Here is a 20,161-nt window from a genome sequence, read left to right on the forward strand (position 1 = left end):
CATGACGTACAGCGGAGAGGTGACGGTCGGCGGACCGGCGGACGTGCACGAGCTCAAGGACCTGATGATCACCAAGATCGCGGTCGGCCCGATGAACAACAACGCCTATCTGCTGCGCTGCCGGGCCACGGACGAGCAGTTGCTGATCGACGCGGCCAACGACGCGCACGCCCTGCTCGGCACGATCGGCGACGACGGCATCGCGTCCGTCGTCACCACGCACCAGCACGGAGACCACTGGCAGGCGCTCGCCGAGGTCGTGGCGGCCACGCACGCGCGTACCTACGCCGGCCGGGAGGACGCCGCGGGCATCCCCGTGGCGACCGACGTCCCGGTCGACGACGGCGACGTGATCCGGGTGGGCAACGTCGAGCTCACCGCGCGCCATCTGGTGGGGCACACGCCCGGCTCGATCGCCCTGGTCTACGACGACCCGCACGGCCACCCCCACGTGTTCACCGGCGACTGCCTCTTCCCCGGCGGCGTGGGCAACACCCGTAAGGACCCGGAGGCGTTCGCCAGTCTGATCCGCGACGTCGAGACGAAGATCTTCGACGCGCTGCCGGACGAGACCTGGGTCTATCCGGGGCACGGCAACGACACCACGCTGGGCGCGGAGCGGCCGCACCTTCCGGAGTGGCACGCGCGCGGGTGGTGAGTTCGCACGGCACGGGGCGCGCGGTGCCGAACGCGCGCCCCGTGTGAATCGCGCGCACGCGCCGGTCCTCCACGCGCGCTCCCCGCACTCGTGGTTGCGCGGTCGACTGGTGTCAGTTCCGCGCGGGATGACGGCTCCGGCGCGGATCGGGCCGCCGGTCTACGATCCCCGCCCTCGGCCGGCGGCCCAGGCGGGTCCGCCGAGCCTGTTCACGAGAACGCAACACCCGTTCCCAGTATGCGGACAAGTCATGGTGTGACCTCGACAAACCGGGGTTTTCGCTGCCACTCTCCCGCCATGCACCTCGCCCCTCGTGTACTGCGCCGCGCCGTCGCCGGCGCCACCGTGGCCCTCCTCGCGACCGCTGTCGGCTGTGCCCCGCAGCCGGAGGAGGACAAGGCCGCGTCGACGCCCTCCGGTTCGAGCGCGGACACCTGCGCCAAGGGCGAACTGGCCACCGAGACCTCCGGCAAACTGACGATCGCGACCGACGAGCCCGCGTACGAGCCGTGGTTCAAGGACGACAAGCCGGCCAACGGCGAGGGCTTCGAGTCGGCGGTGGCGTACGCCGTCGCGGAGCAGCTCGGCTACGACAAGAGCGCCGTGGTCTGGCAGAGCGTGCCGTTCAACAAGGCCTACGCGCCGGGCGAGAAGACCTTCGACTTCGACATCAACCAGGTGTCGATCAGCGACGAGCGCAAGAAGGCCGTGGACTTCTCGTCCGGCTACTACGACGTGCGCCAGGCCGTCATCGCCCTGAAGGGCACGAAGGCCGCCGGGGCGACGAGCGTCGCGGACCTCAAGGGCCTCAAGCTGGGCGCCCAGGTCGGCACGACCAGCCTCGACTACATCGACGACGTGGTGAAGCCGACCCGGGACGCGGCCGTCTACGCCAAGAACGACCAGGCCAAGTCCGCGCTGAAGAACGGCCAGGTCGACGCCATCGTCACCGATCTGCCGACCGCCTTCTACATCACGGCCGCCGAGGTCACGGACGCCGAGATCGTCGGCCAGTTCGAGAACCAGGGCGGCTCACCGGAGCAGTTCGGGCTGGTGCTCGACAAGGGCAGCGCGCTCACCTCCTGCGTGAGCGGTGCCGTCGACGCGCTCCGTGAGAACGGCACCCTGGCGAAGATCGAGCAGCAGTGGCTCTCCGACGCCGTCGACGCGCCGGTGCTCAAGTGACGGTCACCAAGGACGAGTCCGGCCGGGAAGGCCCGGACGACGCGGACGACGTAGACGACGCGGACGGCGAGGACGGCATGTCCGGAGGCGACAAGGGCGCCCCCGACGACGGCTACGTCCCTTCCCAGCGGCGGCTGGAGCGCGAGCGCCACCGGCGCACGCGTGCCCGCCGCGCCACCGCGATCGCCGCGCTGTCGACGCTGGTCACAGGTGCCGTCCTCTACCTGGTCGTCGTCGGCGCGCCCGGCTGGCCGCGCGCCCGGGAGACCTTCTTCGACGGGCAGTACGCGCGCGAGGCGTTCCCCAAGGTCCTCGAAGGGCTCTGGCTGAACGTCAGACTGCTGGTGGTCTGCGGCGCCGCCGTGCTCGTCCTCGGCATGCTCATCGCCGTGGCCCGCACCCTGCGGGGGCCGGTGTTCTTCCCGCTGCGGGCGCTGGCGGCGGCGTACACGGACTTCTTCCGCGGTCTGCCGCTGATCATCAACCTGATGATCGTGGTGCTGGGCGTCCCGGCACTGCGGCTCCAGGGCGTGACCGTCGACCCCGTGCTGCTGGGCGGCACGGCGCTGACACTGACGTACTCGGCGTACGTCGCCGAGGTGTTCCGCGCGGGCATCGAGTCCGTGCACCCCTCACAGCGCGCCGCGGCCCGCTCGCTGGGCCTGAACAACCGGCAGGCGCTGCGTCACGTCGTGCTCCCCCAGGCCGTACGCCGCCAGGTGCCGCCGCTGCTGAACGACCTGGTGTCGCTCCAGAAGGACACCGGTCTCGTCTCGATCGGCGGCGCGATCGACGCCGTCCGCGCGGCCGACATCATCGTGGGCCGCAGCCTGAACTACACGCCGTACATCGTCGCGGGACTGGTCTTCGTGGCCCTGACCATCCCGATGACCCGCTTCACGGACTGGGTGACGGCCCGGATGGACCGTCAGCGGGCCCAGGGAGGAACGACATGAGCGACGCTCCGGCACCGCAGACTCCGGCACCGCCGGCTCCGGTGCTGCGGATGGAGTCCGTCCGCAAGACCTTCGGCGGGTCCGTCGTCCTGCGGGACGTCGACCTGGAGGTCGCCCCGCACACGGTGACCGCGCTGATCGGCGCCTCCGGCTCCGGCAAGTCCACCCTGCTGCGCTGCGCCAACCTGCTGGAGGACATCGACGACGGCGCGATCTGGCTGGACGGCGAGGAGATCACCGACCCGCGCGTCGACCAGGACGCGGTGCGGCGCCGGATCGGCGTGGTCTTCCAGGCGTACAACCTGTTCCCGCACATGACGGTGCTGGAGAACATCACGCTCGCCCCGCGCCGTGTGCACGGCGTCGCCCGCGCGCAGGCCGAGAAACACGCCAGGGAGCTGCTGGAGCGGCTCGGGCTCGCCGGTAAGGCCGGTGAGTATCCCGACCGGCTCAGCGGTGGTCAGCAGCAGCGGGTCGCGATCGTGCGCGCGCTGGCCGTGCGTCCCCGGCTGCTGCTCCTCGACGAGATCACGGCGGCCCTCGACCCCGAGCTGGTGGGCGAGGTCCTGAACGTCGTCCGCGATCTGAAGGCCGACGGCATGACCATGGTCCTCGCCACCCATGAGATGGGCTTCGCGCGCGAGGTCGCCGACCAGGTCTGCTTCCTGGACGGAGGCGTCGTGCTGGAACGGGGCACCGCCGAGCAGCTCTTCGGCGATCCGCAGCAGGAGCGCACACAGCGCTTCCTGCGGCGGATCGTGGAGGCGGGCCGCCTCTGAGGAGCGCGGTAAGGGGCTACGCCCTGGAGGGCGATGCTTACGCGTCCGCCTTGCCCGCCCCCGCCAGCGCGGCCACGCGCTCCACGCCGAACACGTATCCCTGCACCCCGCAGCCCGCGATGACGCCGTCGGCGCGCAGCGAGACATAACTGTGGTGCCGGAAGGACTCGCGCTGGTGGATGTTGGAGATGTGGACCTCCAGCACCGGCAGGCCGTCACAGGTGTTGAGGGCGTCCAGGATCGCGACCGACGTGTGCGAGTAGGCACCCGGGTTGATCACGATGCCGCAGTGGTCCAGCCGCGCCTCGTGGATCCAGTCGACCAGCTGCCCCTCGTGGTTGGACTGCCGGAAGTCCACGGTGCCACCGTGCGCGGCCGCCGCCTTGACGCACAGCGCCTCGACGTCGGCGAGCGTGTCGGAACCGTAGATCTCCGGCTGCCGCTGGCCCAGGAGGTTCAGGTTGGGGCCGTTCAGGATCATGATCGGGGCGTTGGCCAGGCTGCGGGGCACGGTTCCTCCGGTCCGTTCGTGGGCGGCCCGTCCAAGGCCGCCGCTCACACCGGTTTATCACGGTGAAACCGCAGGGCAGCAGGCCGTACCCTCCCCGCATGACCGCACCCTCGTATCCTCCGAAGCCGTCGCCCGGCGACCGCATAGCCGTCATCTCACCCTCCGCGGGGCTGCCCGGGCTCTTCCCGCGCCCCTACGAGCTGGGCGTGGAGCGGCTGCGCGACGAGTTCGGTCTGGAGCCCGTCGAGTACCCGACGACGCGCAGGATGGGGGCGACGCCGCAGGAGCGCGCCGACGACATCCACGCCGCGTTCGCCGACCCGGGCGTGCGGGCGATCGTCTCGTCGATCGGCGGCGAGGACCAGATCACCGTACTGCCGCTGCTGGACCGGGAGTTGCTGCGCGCGAACCCGAAGCCGTTCTTCGGGACGAGCGACAACACCAACCTGCTGGCGTTCCTGTACAACGCCGGTGTCGTCGGCTACCACGGCGGGAGCGTGATGTGCGAGTTCGGGCGCCCCGGAGCCATGCACCCGAAGACCGCCGACTCGTTGCGCGCCGCGCTGTTCACCTCGGGCCCCTACGAGCTGCGGCCCGCCGCTCGCTGGAACGACGTCGACCGCGACTGGGCCGACCCGGCGACCTTCGAGGCGGAGCCCGACAGCCGGCCCGGCGCCGGCTGGAGCTGGGTCAACGCCGACCGAGTGGTGGAGGGCCGCAGTTGGGGCGGCAACCTGGAGATCCTCTCCTGGCTGCTGATGGCCGACCGCGAGATCGCCCGCGACCCCGCGGTGTACGACGGCGGGGTGCTGATCCTGGAGACGTCGGAGGAACTGCCGAGCGCCACGGAGGTCTTCCGGATCCTGCGCAACATGGGCGAGCGCGGTCTGCTGCGGCGCTTCCCCGCGCTGCTGATGGCCCGCGCCAAGAGCTGGTCCTTCGAGCGCCCCAACAGCCCGGAGGAGGCCGCCCGTTACGCGGCGGAGCAGCGCGCGGCGGTGGAACGCGTGCTGCGGGCGTACGCGCCCGACACCCTGGCCGTCTTCGACGTGGACTTCGGCCACACGGACCCGCAACTCGTCGTCCCCTACGGCGGCACGATCCGCGTCGACGGTCCCGCGCGGAGCATCACCGTGACCTACTGAGCTCCCCTCGCGGCGGTCCGCGCCCCCGCACGCCCCCGTAACCCACGATCACTGTGGGTAGTTGACGCGGCATGCACGACGTACACACCGTGAAGGCGCCCTCCATGCCGCGGCTCGCGGCCGCCTCGCTCGCCGGGACGGCCATCGAGTTCTACGACTTCTTCGTCTACGGAACCGCCGCCGCCCTGATCCTGGGGCCGCTGTTCTTCCCGACGTTCTCGCCGCTGGCGGGAACACTGGCCGCGTTCGCGACGTTCGGCGTGGGGTTCGTGGCGCGGCCGCTGGGCTCGGTGCTGTTCGGGCACATCGGGGACCGGCGCGGGCGGCGGCCGGTCCTGGTCGTCTCCCTCCTGCTGACCGGCGCCTCCACGGTCGCGGTCGGCTGCGTGCCGACGTACGACACGATCGGGGTGGCAGCTCCCCTGTCGCTGCTCGTCCTGCGTTTCCTCCAGGGGCTGGGGCTCGGCGGGGAGTGGGGCGGCGCGGTGCTGCTGACCGCGGAACACGCGCCCGCCGAGCGGCGCGGGCTGTGGTCGAGCTTCCCGCAGGTGGGGCCCGCGGTGGGCTTCGTGCTCGCCAACGGGGTGGTGCTGATCCTGTCGGTGACGCTGACGGAGGCGCAGTTCGCGCAGTGGGGGTGGCGGGTGCCCTTCTGGGCGGCCGGGGTGCTGGCCGTGCTCGGGCTGTGGCTGCGGTCGTCGCTGCCCGAGAGCCCCCGGTTCCTGGAGATCGACGACCACGCGCGTGTGCCGCTCGTGGAGGTCGTGCGCGATCACTGGCGGCTCGTCCTGCTGACCGCCGGGGCGCTCGCCGCCGGCTACGCGATCTTCTACGCCGTGACGACCTGGTCCCTGGCGTACGCGACGGAACGGCTCGGGGTGAGCCGCACGGTCATGCTGGTCTGCATCATGGCCGCCGTGGTGGTGAAGGGTTCGCTGACTCCCGTGATGGCGATGCTCGGTGACCGCTTGGGCCGCCGGCCGTTGTGCCTCATGGGCTGCGCGGCGGCCGCGCTGTGGATGTTCCCGCTGGTCGCGCTGCTCTCGACCGGCGAGCCACTGCCGATGTTCCTCGGCTTCCTGGGGGCGCTGCTCGCCTTCGTCACGATGTTCGCGGTGATCTCGGCGTATCTGCCGGAGCTCTACGCGCCGCGCGTGCGCTGCACCGGTGCGGCGCTCGGCTACAACCTGGGCGGCGTCCTCGGGGGCGCGCTCACGCCGATCGTGGCGACCGCCCTCGCCGAGCGCTCGGGGCGGGTCCCGTGGGGTGTGGGCGCCTATCTGACGGGGATCGCGCTGCTCAGTCTGGGCTGCTTCGCGCTGCTGCCGGAGACCCGGCCGGTGCGGGTGGCCGCCGTGCGGCCGGCTACGGATTGATCGCCAGCTCCAGGTAGGCCGCGAACAGCACGAGGTGGACGCCGCCCTGCAACGGTGTGGCCCGTCCCGGGACCACCGTCAGCGAGCTGACCACGACGGTCAGCGCGAGCAGGACCATATGGGTGGGGCCGAGCCCGAGGACGAGCGGCCCGGAGAGCCAGAGCGAGGCCAGGGCCACCGCGGGGATGGTGAGACCGATGCTGGCCATCGCGGAGCCGAGCGCGAGGTTGAGGCTGGTCTGCACCCGGTCGCGGCGGGCGGAGCGCAGCGCGGCGATCGTCTCGGGGAGCAGGACGAGCAGCGCGATGATCACACCGACCACCGCTTGAGGCAGTCCGGCGGCCTCCACTCCAGACTCGATCGTGGGCGAGACGCCCTTGGCGAGGCCCACCACACCGATCAGGGCCAGGCCGAGCAGCCCGAGGCTGATCCGGGCGGTCCGGGCCGTGGGGGCTCCGGCGTGGTCGTCGGCGGCGATCACGTCTCCCTGCCGGGTGACCGGCAGGAAGTAGTCGCGGTGCCGGATGGTCTGCGTCGCCACGAACAGGCCGTACAGGACCAGTGAGGACAGGGCGGCGAAGGTGAGCTGGACGGCGGAGAACTCCGGGCCCGGTTTGCTGGTGGTGAAGGTCGGCAGAACCAGGCTGAGCGTGGCCAGGGTGGCGACGGTCGCGAGTGCCGCGCCGGTGCCCTCCGGGTTGAAGATCGCCGTGCCGTGGCGCAGCGAGGCGACCAGGAGGGAGAGGCCGACGATGCCGTTGCAGGTGATCATCACGGCCGCGAAGACCGTGTCCCTGGCCAGGGTCGAGCTCTTGTCCCCGCCGTCCGCCATCAGGGTGACGATCAGGGCGACCTCGATGATCGTCACGGCCACCGCGAGGACGAGGGATCCGAAGGGTTCACCGACCCGGTGGGCGACGACCTCCGCGTGGTGCACGGCGGCCAGGACCGATCCGGCGAGGACCAGCGTCACCACGACGACGACCGCGCCGGGCAGGTCGCGTCCCCAGGTCAGGGCCAGTAGGACGACCGCCAGCGCCGGCACGAGCGCTGTCCACCGGGTCGTGACCGACCTGAGCCGAGCGATCATGCAGTGATCGTCGCAGAGCCGTACGGGCTCCGCATTCCGGCCCGTCCCGCCCGCGTGCCCGACCGTCCGGCCTGTCCGGGCAGGACGGTCGGGCACGCGGCTGCCGTCACCTGAACTCGGTCGTGTCCTGGACGTCGCAGTCGGTGAAGGACGGGGGACGGGTGCAGAGGGCGGCCATCCGCTCCGCGAACTTGCTCGTCTCCGGGTCGTCGCTGTTGCGCATGGCCTCCTCGTGGGAGTCGAACTCGATCACCACGAGGTAGCGGTTCGGTTGGTCGCGGTCCTTGAGGACCAGGCGGCGCGTCGGGCCGTCGGCTCGGCCCGTGATGCGCTGCTCCCCCTCCTCGGCCAGCGCCCGCATCTCGTCGATGCGGTCGGTCTCGAACTCGAGGATCTGGACGAACCTCTGCGATGTGCCCACGGTGCCTCCACCCGGAACCGGCGTCCCCGGGTGGAAACGCCCCGCTCCAACGAAGCACCGGGAGCGGTGCTCGGCAATTCGCCGCGCACCGCTCCCGGGGGTGGTTGTTCCTACGTCCTCCGTGGTCAGGCCTCGATGCTGTCCTTCGGAGCGCCTTCGCTCTCCGTACGCGCCGCCTCGGCCGCCGCCTGCTTCTTCGAAGCCAGCAGACTGGTGATCGTGGTGACGATCAGAACGGAGCAGATGACACCGAGCGAGACCGGGATGCTGATCTCGGGGACGTGGACCCCGGACTCGTGCAGGGCGTGCAGCACCAGCTTCACGCCGATGAATCCGAGGATGACCGACAGACCGTAGCTGAGGTGGACCAGCTTCCTCAGCAGGCCGCCGATGAGGAAGTAGAGCTGCCTGAGGCCCATCAACGCGAACGCGTTGGCGGTGAAGACGATGTACGGGTCCTGCGTCAGGCCGAAGATCGCGGGGATCGAGTCGAGGGCGAAGAGCACGTCGGTGGTACCGATCGCGAGCATCACGACCAGCATCGGGGTCATGACCCGCTTGCCGTTCTGCTCGATCCACAGCTTCGTCCCGTGGTAGCGGTCGGCGACACCGAACCGCTTCTCCACGGCCTTGAGCAGCTTGTTCTCCTCGAACTCCTCCTCGTCCTCGTCGGCCCGGGCCTCCTGGATGAGCTTCCAGGCGGTCCAGATCAGGAAGGCGCCGAAGAGGTAGAACACCCACGCGAAGCTGGCGAGGATCGCGGCGCCCGCGGCGATGAAGATCGCTCGCAGGACCAGGGCTATGAGGACACCGACGAGCAGGACCCGCTGCTGGTACTGCGACGGGACCGCGAACTTCGCCATGATCAGGACGAAGACGAAGAGGTTGTCGACACTGAGCGACTTCTCGGTGATGAAGCCCGCGAAGAACTCGCCGGCCGGCTCACCGCCGCTGAAGACGAGCAGCCCGACTCCGAAGAGCCCGGCCAGGGCGATCCAGACGACGGTCCAGATCCCCGCTTCCTTGATCGACACGTCGTGCGGCTTGCGGCCGATGAAGAAGTCGACCGCGATGAGGGCGGCAAGGCCCACGATGGTGAGGACCCAGAGGGCCAGGGAAACATTCATTGCGCCTCCGACAGTACGTAACGGCAGGTGATCAGCGTCGTCGCGCTGCCGGAGGTCTCTTCCACCCGAGACGGGCCGACGCCCCGGGATCAGGCCTGATCCGTATTGACGGGTACGCCGCAGCAGGGAGTACTCCCCTCCGTGAGGAAAACAGTACCCCAACCACCAAGAAAAGGTAAAGTGATTGGTAAAAGAAGCGCCAAGTTCCCTGGTCAGAGGACTTTACTAGTACTTGGCGCGAGCTGCCGCGACCTGCGCGAGGACCTGCTGGAGCACCTGGCTGCCGGGCGGCACAAGGCTCGGCTCATACGTCCAGGCATGCCCGACCCAGGGGTCGGCGAGGTGATCCTCGGCCACCGGCGTCAGCCGCAGCAGCGCACGCCACAGCGGATCCAGCAACGGACCGTAACTGTCGGCGTCCTCCCGGTCGGCGACCATCATCAGGTGGACACCGACGCCGGGCCCCTCGTCCGCGAGGTAGCGCAGCTGGGTCACGGCACGGTCGTCGAAGCCGTGCGGGAAGTCGTTGACGACCAGCAGCTGCTGGGCCGTGTCGAAGCCGGGCGGCAGCGAGTCGGCCATGCCGCCACGCACCGCCATCTGCACCAGGTCGACCCGCTCGGTGAGCCGGCCCAGGACCGCCGCGACTCCGGCCGCGCCGACCGCGGGCGGGGCCGCGAGCACGCCGCTCTGCACCAGCGGCGCGAGTTCCCGGGCGCCCGAACCGGCCGGATCGACGACATGCACGGTGAACTCGTCCGCCGGATGCACCGCCAGCAGCCGGGCCGTGTGCGCCACGGCAGACTCCATGGCGAGGCGGCGCAGTTCGTGGGAGTCGGCGAACGATCCGTCGGACAGGCCCGACCGCCCGCTGTCGATCCACAGGCCGCGCTCGAGCGGGAGCCTGACCAGCATCGGGATGCGCAGTGGGTCGCTCTCGGGAAGGTGCAGGTCGCCCAGGCGCACGGCCATGGGCATCTCCATGGGGACGCGGTAGGCGTGCCAGACGGGGTTGTCCCAGCGCGCGTACGCCGCGGGCAGCGCCGGTTCGACCACATCGGCCTCGGCGCCGAGCTGGACGAGATCCCGGTCCAGTGCCTCCCGGGCCTGGTCGACCAGCTGAAGGTGCTTGGCCTGGGCCGCCTCGCGGGCGGCGTCGCCCTGGCCGCCCATCCTGCTGCGCGGGTCGGACAGGACCTGGTCCAGCTCCTTCTCCATCCGCGTGTCGGCGAAGTCGACGGCGCTGCGGTACGCGGCCGTGCTGCGGGCCAGGTCCTCGAACATGCCCCAGACCTGGTTGTAGAGCCGCTCCTCCATGGACCAGCCGGTCGCGTCACCCGCGACGGGCCGGGCGGGCTCTCCGGGCCGGGCCGGGGGCGCGGTGGGCGGAGGCGGAGGCGGAGCGGCGTTCTGCCGACGCGGATGGCTGTAGTCGATCGGGCCACCGGCGGTGGGTGCCGTCGGCGTCGGCTGGGTGGCGTCGGGATCCGCCGGCGTGGCGCCCGCCGGGTAGCCCGTGGCCGAGGGGCCCTGCGGGTTCTGGGTCGACCCGTACGGGCCGGCGCCGCCCTGGGTGCCCTGCGTGCCGTACGGCGAGCCGCTCTGGTCCGGGCCGAGGGCGGACGCGGCCGCCTGCCGGGAGCGGTCGCCCTCGGCGGTACGCGGCGGCGCCTGTACCGAGCGGGCCAGGCCCTGGACCACGGCGTCGTTGATGCCGGCCGCGAGTCGGTGCGCCTGCGTCAGACCCTGGTCGGTGAGGAGTTCGGCGAGGCCGCCCGCGTAGCCCTGGCCGACGGCGCGCACCTTCCAGGCGCCCTGCCGCCGGTACAGCTCCAGCGCGACGACCGCCGACTCCGCGTCCAGGCCGGTGATGGTGTAGGTCGCGACCTCGGTGCCGTCGAGGCCGGTGACCGCGACGAAGGGGGCCGCGACCGAGCCGAAGCTGACCGGCCCGCCGACGCCCGTGGGCAGCGCGAGCAGCACACTGACCCGGTGCACGGCCGCCGACACGGCGTCCAGGTCCACCGCGAGACGGTGGTCGGCGGCCGCCTGCCGGGAGACCTCCAGGCCGGGCAGTGTGGGTACGCCGGGATGGGCCACCCACTCGACGCCGGGGACCTTGCCGCTCTCGTCACCGAGTGTGGCAACCGCCATGACCGGCCTGCCGGCCGAGACCCGGATCTCGAGGCGGACCTGGGAGAGCGGGTGGTTCTGCCCCCGCACCAGCTCGGCCGTCATCGCCTGTCGTCCCCCTGCGTCGCGTGTGGTGTTGTCTCGGTGCCGCTCTCCGCCCTACAGCGCGGGCAGGATCGCGGGCATCAGGTCCTGGAAGGTGCGGCCGTTGGCCGGAGCGCCGAGGGCCGTCATGTTCCAGCCCCCGCCCACCCGGTGCACCTTCGCCATGATCTGGGCGGTGTAGGCGCCGCCGCCGGCCAGCGTGTAGCGCGCGAGCTCCTGGCCGTTGGTCTCGTCGACCAAGCGGCAGAAGGCGTTCTGCACTTCCTGGAACGTCTGGCCGGTGAAGGAGTTCACCGTGAAGATGATCTGGTCGATGTGGACCGGCACGCGCGCGAGGTCAACGAGGATCGCCTCGTCGTCGCCGCCCTGACCGACACCGCCGACGAGGTTGTCACCGGTGTGACGGACCGAGCCGTCGTCACTCACCAGGTGGCGGAAGAAGACGACGTCGACCGGCTGCTTGTCGGCGAACAGGACCGCGGAGGCGTCGAGGTCGATCTCCCGCGTCCGGGAGCCGAACAGGCCGCGCCGCGGGGCCGCCTGCCAGCCGAGACCCATGCGCACCGCGGTCAGGCTGCCCCCGTCGTTCTTCTGAAGACTGATGGCCTGACCCTTGGTCATGTTGACGGTCACGCGCTGATTCCCCTCTCGAGCTGTCCCCTGTTGCCGCGAGCCCGCGGTTGACGGAAACCCTACGCAAAGGCACTGACAGTGCCGTACCCAGGCCCGCACTTTGTGTCGGTCTTGCAACACAGGGCGTGCGGGGCGGGGGCACAGCAACCGCAGGGGTCCGTCAGGCCAGACCCGCCTCCCTCATCTGGCGAAGTTCCTTCTTCATTTCGGAGACCTCGTCACGGATCCGGGCGGCGACCTCGAACTGGAGGTCGGCGGCGGCGGCCCGCATGCGCTGCGTCATCTCCTCGATCTGCTCGGCGAGTTCGGCCGCGGGGCGGTCCGTCGGCACCGTCTCCTCGGACCTGCCCTTGGCCGACCTGGACTTGGCGCCCTTGGCCGCCTTGTCTCCGAGGGAGGGCACCGGGGCCTTGGTTCCCCGCCCGTCCTTCTTCGCGCGGTAGCCCGAGCCGAGCAGCTGCTCCGTGTCGACCTCCTCGCGGGAGATCTGGGCGACGATGTCGTTGATCTTCTTGCGGAGCGGCTGCGGGTCGATGCCGTTCGCCGTGTTGTAGGCGACCTGCTTCTCCCGGCGGCGGTTGGTCTCCTCGATGGCCCGTTCCATGCCCGGGGTGATCTTGTCGGCGTACATGTGGACCTGGCCGGAGACGTTGCGCGCCGCGCGGCCGATGGTCTGGATCAGCGAGGTGCCGGAGCGCAGGAAGCCCTCCTTGTCGGCGTCGAGGATCGCCACCAGGGACACCTCGGGCAGGTCGAGACCCTCCCGCAGGAGGTTGATGCCGACCAGGACGTCGAACTCGCCGGCGCGCAGCTCACGCAGCAGCTCGATCCGGCGCAGCGTGTCGACGTCACTGTGCAGGTAGCGCACGTGGATGCCGAGCTCCAGGAAGTAGTCCGTGAGGTCCTCGGCCATCTTCTTGGTGAGCGTGGTGACCAGGACGCGCTCGTCCTTCTCCACGCGCGTGCGGATCTCGTGCACCAGGTCGTCGATCTGGCCCTCGGTCGGCTTGACGACGACCTCCGGGTCGATCAGGCCGGTGGGGCGGATGATCTGCTCGACGGTGCCGTCCCCGCGGGAGAGCTCGTACTTGCCGGGGGTCGCCGACAGGTAGACGGTCTGCCCGATGCGCTCCTGGAACTCCTCCCACTTCAGCGGGCGGTTGTCCAGGGCGGAGGGCAGCCGGAAGCCGTGGTCGACGAGGGTGCGCTTGCGGGAGGCGTCCCCCTCGTACATGGCGCCGATCTGCGGGACGGTGACATGGGACTCGTCGATGACGAGCAGGAAGTCGTCCGGGAAGTAGTCGAGCAGGGTGTTCGGCGGGGAGCCCGGCGAGCGGCCGTCGAAGTGCATCGAGTAGTTCTCGACGCCGGAGCAGGAGCCGATCTGGCGGAGCATCTCCAGGTCGTACGTGGTGCGCATGCGCAGCCGCTGGGCCTCCAGGAGCTTGCCCTGCTTCTCCAGCTCGGCCAGGCGCTCGCCCAGCTCCTTCTCGATGTCGTTGGCGGCCCGCTCCAGGCGTTCGGGGCCCGCCACGTAGTGCGTGGCCGGGAAGATGTACAGCTGCTGGTCGTCGCTGATGATCTCGCCGGTGAGCGGGTGCAGGGTGGACAGGGCCTCGATCTCGTCGCCGAACATCTCGATGCGGACGGCGAGCTCCTCGTAGACCGGGAAGATCTCGATGGTGTCGCCGCGCACCCGGAAGGTGCCGCGGCTGAACGCCAGGTCGTTGCGCGTGTACTGGATGTCGACGAAGCGGCGCAACAGCTGGTCCCGGTCGAGCTCGTCGCCGACGCGGAGCGGGACCATGCGGTCCACGTACTCCTGCGGGGTGCCGAGGCCGTAGATGCAGGAGACCGAGGCGACCACGACGACGTCACGGCGGGTGAGCAGCGAGTTGGTCGCGGAGTGGCGCAGGCGCTCGACCTCCTCGTTGATCGAGGAGTCCTTCTCGATGTAGGTGTCCGACTGCGGGACGTACGCCTCGGGCTGGTAGTAGTCGTAGTACGAGACGAAGTACTCGACCGCGTTGTTCGGCAGCAGTTCGCGGAACTCGTTCGCCAGCTGGGCGGCCAGGGTCTTGTTCGGCGCCATCACCAGGGTGGGGCGCTGGAGCTTCTCGATCATCCACGCGGTGGTCGCGGACTTTCCGGTGCCGGTCGCGCCGAGCAGGACGACGTCCTTCTCACCTGCCTCGACGCGCTTGGCCAGCTCGGCGATGGCCGCCGGCTGGTCGCCGCTGGGCTGGTAGGGACTGACGACCTCGAAAGGCGCCACCGTGCGTTCGATGTGGGAAACGGGCCGCATGTCCTCCACCGTACGACCCCCCACTGACAACGGGGTCCGATCAGCGGTTCCGCGAGGGCCGGCCCCGGGGTTCCGCGGGTACGGGCCTCAGCGGTTCTGCGGGGTCCTGGACTCGCGGTGCGGCACCTTCCGGCGGCTGCGGAGCTGGGAGCGGCGCGACTGGTGCGGGGCCTGCGGGTGCGCCGGGACGCCGGGTTTGTGCTCGGCGGGGGTCCAGTCGGGCTTGCCCATGACCATCAGCGGGTCGAACATCACGACGACACCCGCGAGGCAGAGGAAGGCGAGGGGACCGATCAGCATCGGTGCGAGGAGGGCGGCGGGAGAGTCACCCGCGGTCGGGGCACCCGTGTGCAGATGGACGCTCAGGGCGGCCATCCCGGTGTAGTGCATGCCGGTCACGGCCAGTCCCATGACCAGGCTGGCGCCCACGCTCCACAGGAAGCCCCTGACCTGTCCCGCGGCCCACAGGGCGGCGGTGGCGGCCGCCATGGCGATGGCGACGGAGGTGGCGACGGTGAGCGTGTTGTACTCGAAGGTCCCGTTGAAGCGCATTCCGGCCATGCCCAGGTAGTGCATCGACGCGATGCCCAGGCCGGTGATGGTGCCCCCGGTGAACAGCGCCGTTCCGGTCGCGCCCCGGTATCCGACTATGAAGATCCCCACGCCCACCATGACGATGGCGACGCCCAGGCTCGCGTAGGTCATCGGTTTGTCGTAGTGGATCGGGGCGCCGTCGACCGTGAAGCCGATCATCGCGATGAAGTGCATGGTCCAGATGCCGGAACCGATCGCCGCCGATCCGAGGGCCAGCCATCCCGGGCGCCAGGACTGGGCGACGAGCAGGGCTCTGGTGGTGCAGCGCAGACCGAGAGCACCGCCGAGGCAGGCCATGAGGTAGGCCACCAGCGGTGTGACGAGTCCGTAGCTGAAACCGTCGACCGTGCCGTGCATGCGCGGTAGCCCTTCGCCCTGTTGCTCGATGTTCTGAAACTCGCCCCTCCCCAGGACCGCTGAGCGCGGTCAAGGCTGAGAGAGAGTATGACCCCCACCGGAATGGTCGAACGATTTTCCGGCAAAGAAACACGCCCTTGTCGCACATGTGCGGCACCGGTGAGCGGCCTCCGGGGTCCCCTTTCGTTCTGTGGTCATCATGTACTCCCCCGGCACTCCCCCGGCGTCGACCCTCTGCTGTCACTGTTGAGCTGTATGTGATGGCCCGACGCGAGGAGTACGCATGCACGCGCGCGTAGTTGCCGCCACGACCACCGCGGTCCTGGGCACCGTCGCCCTCCTGCTCCCCGTTCACGACGCCCGGGCGGGCAGCGCCTTCCGGCCGTCGGTGATCGCCCACCGGGGAGCCTCCGCCCATGCCCCCGAGAACACCCTGGACGCCGTCGACGAGGCGGCCTCGCTGGGCATCCTGTGGGTGGAGAACGACGTCCAGCGCACCAAGGACGGAGAGCTCGTGGTGATCCACGACGACAGTCTCCGCCGCACGACCGACGCCGAGGAGGTCTTTCCCGGCCGGGCCCCGTGGAAGGTGGGGGACTTCACGGCGGCCGAGATAGCCCTGCTCGACGCGGGAAGCTGGTTCGGCGCGGCGTACACGGGCGCGCGGGTGCCGACGCTGAAGGAGTACGTCGAGCGGGTCGAGCACCACCACCAGAAGCTGCTCCTGGAGGTCAAGAACCCCGAGCTGTATCCGGGGATCGAGCAGCAGACCCTCAAGGTGCTGAGCAACGAGGGCTGGCTGGACCGGCGGCACCTCACGAACCGGCTGATCGTGCAGAGCTTCAGCGCCGACAGCCTGCGGACCCTCCACGACCTGAAGCCGGGGGTGCGGACCGGACTGCTCGGGATGCCGGCCGTCTCGGACCTGCCCCGGTACGCGGGCTTCGCCGACCTGATCAACCCGTCGTACACCGCCCTCTCCCCCGCGTACGTCTCCGCCGTGCACGCGCTCACCGGGCCGCACGGCAAGCCGATGAAGGTCTTCGCCTGGACCGTCGACGACCCCGCGACCGCCGAGGCCGTCGCCGCGTACGACGTCGACGGCGTGATCACCAACAAGCCCGACGTGGTGCGGCGGGCCCTGTACGGGTACTGACGCCGGCGGCCCCGGGGCGCAGTACGGAGCAAGCCGTGCCGACGCCCCGGGCGTTGTCAGTGCCAGGCCGTACGGTGGGCGCATGGACAGCCATGGGCAGGACGAGCAGCGGGCCGTGTGGACCGTCGTCGGTACCGACATCGGTCCGCTGTTGCTGGCCGCGACCGGTGAGGGCCTGCTCAACGTCGTGTTCCACGCCACCGACGCGGTACGCGACCAGGCGCTCGGCCGGCTCGCGGCCCGACTGGGCACGGAGCCCGTCGAAGCGCCCGACTCCCCGCTGCTGGCCGAGGCGATACGCCAGGTGAAGGCCTACTTCGCCGGTGAGCGGCGGGCCTTCGAGCTGCCGTTGGACTGGTCGCTGATCTCGGGCTTCAACCGGCAGGTGCTCCGCGAACTCGAGTCCGGCGTCCCGTACGGGGCGGTCGTGGGCTACGGCGATCTCGCCAGGCGGGTGGGACAGCCACTGGCGGCCCAGGCCGTGGGAGTGGCGATGGGCGCCAATCCGCTGCCGGTCGTCGTGCCCTGCCACCGGGTGGTGGCGAGCGACGGCGGCATCGGCGGGTTCGGGGGCGGTCTGGAGACCAAGCGGAAGCTGCTCGCGCTGGAAGGGGTACTACCCGAGCCGCTGTTCTGAGGGGACACTGCGCCGGTGACCACATCCCCCGGTCGTCGTCACGACCGCGCGACGCTCCGGCGCGGGCCGTGACCGCCGTAGAGCGCGCCGCGACCGCGCCCGTCGTCGCCGCCCTCGTGCCCGCGCTGCGGCGCCGCACGACCGGGGTGCTGGTCGCGAGCCAGATCCTCGGCGGGCTCGGCGTCGCCACCGGCATCGCACTGTCCGCCGTACTGGCCCGGCAGGTCAGCGGCACCGAGGCACTGTCCGGGCTCGCGCCCACCGCCACCGTCGCCGGTACGGCCGTGCTGTCCATGCCGATGGCCGCGCTGATGACCGCGCGCGGGCGCCGGCCGGGGCTGGTACTGGCCTATCTGGTGGGCGCCCTGGGCGCCTGTGTCGTCGTGGTGGGGGCGCGGGCCGGGAACTACCCGCTGCTGCTGTGCGGCATGGCCGCCTTCGGCGCGGCGTCCTCCGCGAACCTCCAGGCGCGGTTCGCCGCCGCCGACCTGGCCGAGCCGCAACGGCGTGCCCGGGCCATCTCGAACGTGGTGTGGGCGACCACCATCGGCGCGGTCCTGGGCCCGAACATCGCCGCGCCCGCCGGCCGGAGCGTCGCCGGCCTCGGCATACCCGCGGCGGCGGGCCCCTTCCTGTGGGCCGCCGGGATCTTCGTCATGGCCGCGGTCCTGGTGGCCGTCCTGCTGCGCCCCGACCCGCTGCTGACGGCCCGCGCGCTCGCGCCGCGGGAGGAGCGGTCCCCGCAGGCCCGTTCCCTGCGTGCCGGTCTGGCGGCCGTCGCCGCCTCGCCCCGCGCGCGGCTCGCCCTCGTGACGGTGGCCGTGTCGCACACGGCGATGGTCTCGGTCATGTCGATGACCCCGCTCGACCTCACCCGCCACGGCGCGAGCATCGATCTGATCGGGCTGGTCATCAGCGGGCACATCGCGGGCATGTACGCGTTCGCGCCGCTGATGGGACGCCTGGCGGACCGGGTGGGACGGCTCTCCGTGGCGGGACTCGCAGCCGGGCTGCTGGCCGTCGCGATGTTCCTGGCGGGGACGGCGGGCGACAGCCACGGGCAGACCGCCGCCGGGCTCTTCGTACTCGGGCTGGGCTGGTCGGCCGGCCTCGTGTCCGGTTCCGCGCTGCTGACGGACTCGGTGCCGCAGTCCGCGCGAGCCGCCGCCCAGGGGATCTCCGATCTCACCATGAACACCTCGGCGGGGTTCGGCGGAGCGATCGCCGGGCTGATCGTCGCGCAGGCGAGCTACGCGTGGCTCAACGCCGCCGCGGCGAGTCTGCTCGTCCCGCTGGCCGCCCTGGTGCTGTTCACCCGGACCGGGAACGGGAACAAGAACGGGGACGGGGACGGGGACAGGTCCAGGACGACAGCGGGGGACAGCCCGCCGGGCGTACGACAGTCGTAGGTGCGGCGGTCGTAGGTGCGGCGGTCGTGGCCACATCAGTGGCGGCCTGGCCAGTGGTGGCCGGGTCAGTCGTAGTGCCGTGCCTCGATGACGTTGCCGTCCGGGTCGCGGAAGTAGAAGCTGCGCGTGGCCTCGCCGCGGGCGCCGAAGGAACCCTGCGAGACGTCCGACACGGGGACGGCGCGCTCCTCCAGGCGGGCCAGCAGCGTGTCGAAGTCGCCCCTCGGCAGGGCGAGGCAGACGTGGTTCACGGGGTGCCCCGCGCTCTCGGCGGCGCCGGGGAGCATCTTCATCCGCTCGGCCATCGACGACGGCATGAGGTCCAGGAGAGCCTCCTCGTTGACCCGTACGGAGGGAAACGGTTCCTCTCCGGCGGCGAACTCGGCGAGCCGTACGGGCTCCAGGCCGACGGCCTTCTCGTAGAAGTCGGCGGCGGCGATCGGGTCGCGTACCCACAGGACGACATGGTCGAGACGTGTCGTGTTGTCCGTCATACGTCCCAGGCTGGTGTCCTGCTCCACAGGCCGCAAGGGTTTGACCGGGCGCGCCGCCCGCCAGAGATGAGGGGAGACCGACGGACAGGAGGCGGGCGCGTGGTGCTGGTGGTGTCGGAAGAGGTGCGGGACGCGGTCGACGCGCGTCGACCCGTGGTGGCCCTGGAGTCCACGATCATCTCGCACGGGCTGCCCCGCCCGCGCAACCTCCAGGTGGCGTTGGAGCTGGAGGCGGTCGTACGCGCGGAGGGAGCCGTACCGGCGACGATCGCCGTGCTGGACGGGCGGCCCCATGTGGGCCTGGACAAGGAGCAGTTGGAGCGGGTCGCCAACGAGGACGGCTTCCGCAAACTGGGCCATCGCGACCTGCCGCTCGCCGTGGCCTCGGGGGCGAGCGGGGCGACCACCGTCTCGGCCACGGCGCTGCTGGCCGCGCTCGCGGGGGTGCGGGTGTTCGCGACGGGCGGGCTCGGCGGGGTGCACCGGGAGTGGACGGTCACCCAGGACGAGTCGGCCGACCTGGGGCTGCTGGCGAGCACCCGGATCACGGTGGTGTGCGCGGGGGTGAAGTCGATCCTGGACGTGCCGGCGACCCTCCAGCGGCTGGAGACGCTGGGCGTCGCCGTCGCCGGGTACGACACCGAGAGTTTCCCGGGGTTCTACCTGTCCGATTCGGGACATCCCGTGGACTGGACGGTGCGGACCCCTGGGCAGGTGGCCGAGGTGATGCGGGCCCAGGACGCGCTCGGCGTTCCGGAGTCCGCGCTGATCGTCGCCAACCCGGTTCCCGAGGAGGAGCAGCTCGATCCCGAGCTGCACGCGCGTGTGCTCGCCGACGCGCTGCACGCGTGCGAGGAGGCCGGCGTCACCGGCCAGGGCGTCACGCCGTTCCTGCTCGACTATCTGGTCCGGCACACCGACGGCGCGTCCCTGAGCGCCAATCTGGCGGCGGTGCGCGGCAACGTGCGGCTGGCGGCGCGGATCGCGACGGCGTGGACCGAGGCATGACCGCCCGACCGGACGGGGCTGACGGGGCTGACGGGGCTGACGGGGCTGACGGCAGCCCAGAGGACCCCGGCGAACCGATCCG

At 71.0% G+C, this 20,161-nt stretch carries 19 protein-coding genes; 10 read left to right on the plus strand and 9 right to left on the minus strand.

Annotation, left to right across the window (positions count from 1 at the left end; translation table 11 throughout):
* Position 1: 1 nt before the first annotated feature.
* From OG736_RS12020 to OG736_RS12035, 4 genes are all read left to right on the plus strand, one after another.
* On the plus strand, positions 2-658 hold the full coding sequence (locus tag OG736_RS12020) for an MBL fold metallo-hydrolase (RefSeq protein WP_327182427.1): 657 nt from the start codon (positions 2-4) through the stop codon (positions 656-658).
* A 297-nt stretch (positions 659-955) separates the two neighbouring features.
* Positions 956-1,843, plus strand: a complete 888-nt coding sequence (locus OG736_RS12025) for an ABC transporter substrate-binding protein (RefSeq protein ID WP_327182428.1) — start codon at positions 956-958, stop codon at positions 1,841-1,843.
* Positions 1,840-2,799 (plus strand): amino acid ABC transporter permease, encoded by a 960-nt coding sequence (locus tag OG736_RS12030; protein WP_327182429.1) that lies wholly within the window; start codon positions 1,840-1,842, stop codon positions 2,797-2,799. The genes OG736_RS12025 and OG736_RS12030 overlap by 4 nt, the downstream gene beginning before the upstream one ends.
* Positions 2,796-3,578: an amino acid ABC transporter ATP-binding protein gene (locus OG736_RS12035; protein WP_442817025.1), complete on the plus strand. Its 783-nt coding sequence runs from the start codon at positions 2,796-2,798 to the stop codon at positions 3,576-3,578. Before OG736_RS12030 ends, OG736_RS12035 begins: the two co-directional genes overlap by 4 nt.
* Before the next feature lie 37 nt (positions 3,579-3,615).
* Here OG736_RS12035 and aroQ read toward each other — a convergent pair whose 3' ends face one another.
* Positions 3,616-4,089 (minus strand): type II 3-dehydroquinate dehydratase, encoded by a 474-nt coding sequence (gene aroQ / locus OG736_RS12040; protein WP_314222371.1) that lies wholly within the window; start codon positions 4,087-4,089, stop codon positions 3,616-3,618.
* Between the two features lie 98 nt (positions 4,090-4,187).
* On the opposite strand from aroQ, the gene OG736_RS12045 reads away from it, so the two are divergent.
* Positions 4,188-5,234, plus strand: coding sequence for a S66 family peptidase (locus OG736_RS12045; protein ID WP_327182430.1), 1,047 nt, complete (start codon positions 4,188-4,190; stop codon positions 5,232-5,234).
* 71 nt (positions 5,235-5,305) lie between these two features.
* Positions 5,306-6,610, plus strand: a complete 1,305-nt coding sequence (locus OG736_RS12050) for an MFS transporter (protein ID WP_327182431.1) — start codon at positions 5,306-5,308, stop codon at positions 6,608-6,610.
* Here OG736_RS12050 and OG736_RS12055 read toward each other — a convergent pair.
* The 7 genes from OG736_RS12055 to OG736_RS12085 all read right to left on the minus strand — a co-directional run bounded on the left by OG736_RS12055 (position 6,600) and on the right by OG736_RS12085 (position 15,375).
* Positions 6,600-7,700 (minus strand): calcium:cation antiporter, encoded by a 1,101-nt coding sequence (locus tag OG736_RS12055; RefSeq protein ID WP_020131887.1) that lies wholly within the window; start codon positions 7,698-7,700, stop codon positions 6,600-6,602. The two genes, OG736_RS12050 and OG736_RS12055, sit on opposite strands and share 11 nt — an antisense overlap.
* Positions 7,701-7,806: 106 nt before the next feature.
* Positions 7,807-8,121 (minus strand): hypothetical protein, encoded by a 315-nt coding sequence (locus OG736_RS12060; RefSeq protein WP_327182432.1) that lies wholly within the window; start codon positions 8,119-8,121, stop codon positions 7,807-7,809.
* A gap of 125 nt (positions 8,122-8,246) precedes the next feature.
* Positions 8,247-9,248, minus strand: coding sequence for a TerC family protein (locus OG736_RS12065; RefSeq protein WP_327182433.1), 1,002 nt, complete (start codon positions 9,246-9,248; stop codon positions 8,247-8,249).
* Between the two features lie 225 nt (positions 9,249-9,473).
* Positions 9,474-11,486 carry a TerD family protein gene (locus OG736_RS12070; protein WP_327182434.1) on the minus strand — a complete coding sequence of 671 codons (2,013 nt, stop codon included), beginning with the start codon at positions 11,484-11,486 and terminating at the stop codon, positions 9,474-9,476.
* Positions 11,487-11,540: 54 nt separating this feature from the next.
* Positions 11,541-12,119, minus strand: a complete 579-nt coding sequence (locus OG736_RS12075) for a TerD family protein (RefSeq protein WP_057599421.1) — start codon at positions 12,117-12,119, stop codon at positions 11,541-11,543.
* Positions 12,120-12,279: 160 nt separating this feature from the next.
* Positions 12,280-14,424: an excinuclease ABC subunit UvrB gene (gene uvrB / locus OG736_RS12080; protein WP_327182435.1), complete on the minus strand. Its 2,145-nt coding sequence runs from the start codon at positions 14,422-14,424 to the stop codon at positions 12,280-12,282.
* 87 nt (positions 14,425-14,511) lie between these two features.
* Positions 14,512-15,375 (minus strand): MHYT domain-containing protein, encoded by an 864-nt coding sequence (locus OG736_RS12085; protein WP_327182436.1) that lies wholly within the window; start codon positions 15,373-15,375, stop codon positions 14,512-14,514.
* Between the two features lie 283 nt (positions 15,376-15,658).
* Between OG736_RS12085 and OG736_RS12090 the strand changes: the two genes are divergently transcribed.
* From OG736_RS12090 to OG736_RS12100, 3 genes are all read left to right on the plus strand, one after another.
* On the plus strand, positions 15,659-16,531 hold the full coding sequence (locus OG736_RS12090; RefSeq protein ID WP_327182437.1) for a glycerophosphodiester phosphodiesterase: 873 nt from the start codon (positions 15,659-15,661) through the stop codon (positions 16,529-16,531).
* An 82-nt stretch (positions 16,532-16,613) separates the two neighbouring features.
* Positions 16,614-17,168 carry a methylated-DNA--[protein]-cysteine S-methyltransferase gene (locus OG736_RS12095; RefSeq protein ID WP_327182438.1) on the plus strand — a complete coding sequence of 185 codons (555 nt, stop codon included), beginning with the start codon at positions 16,614-16,616 and terminating at the stop codon, positions 17,166-17,168.
* 68 nt (positions 17,169-17,236) lie between these two features.
* Positions 17,237-18,577 carry an MFS transporter gene (locus tag OG736_RS12100; protein WP_327182439.1) on the plus strand — a complete coding sequence of 447 codons (1,341 nt, stop codon included), beginning with the start codon at positions 17,237-17,239 and terminating at the stop codon, positions 18,575-18,577.
* Positions 18,578-18,642: 65 nt separating this feature from the next.
* On the opposite strand, the gene OG736_RS12105 is transcribed toward OG736_RS12100, so the two are convergent.
* Positions 18,643-19,071, minus strand: a complete 429-nt coding sequence (locus OG736_RS12105) for a VOC family protein (protein WP_054242977.1) — start codon at positions 19,069-19,071, stop codon at positions 18,643-18,645.
* A 99-nt stretch (positions 19,072-19,170) separates the two neighbouring features.
* Here OG736_RS12105 and OG736_RS12110 point away from each other — a divergent pair, with 99 nt between their 5' ends.
* Complete coding sequence (locus OG736_RS12110; protein WP_327182440.1) at positions 19,171-20,079, plus strand: pseudouridine-5'-phosphate glycosidase; 909 nt, start codon at positions 19,171-19,173, stop codon at positions 20,077-20,079.
* Positions 20,080-20,161: the final 82 nt, after the last annotated feature.

Origin of the sequence: Streptomyces sp. NBC_01334, assembly GCF_035983595.1 — a bacterium.
Taxonomy (GTDB): domain Bacteria; phylum Actinomycetota; class Actinomycetes; order Streptomycetales; family Streptomycetaceae; genus Streptomyces; species Streptomyces coriariae.